The 757-nt window shown below is 77.7% G+C and carries 1 protein-coding gene; it reads right to left on the bottom strand.

What is annotated here, in order from left to right; translation table 11 throughout:
* Positions 1-588, bottom strand: a 588-nt coding sequence (locus tag ABD308_RS20800; RefSeq protein ID WP_344337420.1) for a PHP domain-containing protein, incomplete at its 3' end; no start/stop codon positions are given.
* Between the last annotated feature and the right edge of the window lie 169 nt (positions 589-757).

Genomic DNA, 757 nt, shown 5'->3' with positions numbered 1-757 from the left:
GGCGGCCAGGGAGGCGGGGACCCGGCCGAGGCGGCAGCCGGTGAGCACCGCCCAGTGGCCGCCGTGCGCGTCGGCGAGGTCCGCGAAGTCGTAGACCGGGTTCCCCTTGGCCCCGCCCGCGAGTTGGGCCGCGCCGATGACGGCGGAGAGCCGGCGGTAGCCCTCCGGGTCGCGGGCCAGGACGAGCAGGTGCTCGACACCGCCCCTTTCCCGACGGATCGTCAGTTCGGCGCCGAAGACGGTGGCCACGCCCGTGCCGCGGGCCGCCTCGGCGAACCGGACCGCGCCGTAGAGGCCGTCGTGGTCGGTGAGCGCGAGGGCCTCGACGCCCAGCCGGGCGGCCTCGGCGACCAGCGCCTCGGGGTCGCTCGCGCCGTCGAGGAAGCTGAAGGCGGAGTGGACGTGCAGCTCGGCCCAGGCCGGTCCGGCGGGCCGCCCTCCGGCGGGATCGGCGGGCCGCTCGGCGGACCCGTCCGGTGCGCCGCCGGGCGCGCGCGGGCGCAGCGGGACGACGTCGCCGCCGCCGTCGCCGGTCAGGCGCCGGTGCAGTTCGCTCCAGGGGAGGAAGGGATGGCTGGTGAATCCCATCGGGGGTGGTGCCTTCGGTCTCTCGCTCGTCTTCTCGGCCCCCCTTGGGCGTGTCGGCCGTCAGTCGTACCCGGCCTCCACGAACCAGGCACCCCCCTCCACCGTGAGCAGCAGCGCCCGCCCGTCCGCCACCGTCACCTGGAACCGGGCCCGGCGGCGGGCGCGCGCC

It is taken from the genome of Kitasatospora putterlickiae (genome assembly GCF_039527695.1).
Taxonomy (GTDB): domain Bacteria; phylum Actinomycetota; class Actinomycetes; order Streptomycetales; family Streptomycetaceae; genus Kitasatospora; species Kitasatospora putterlickiae.
Note: the sequence above shows the minus strand (reverse complement) of the source record. Positions and strands in the feature narration are given on the sequence as shown.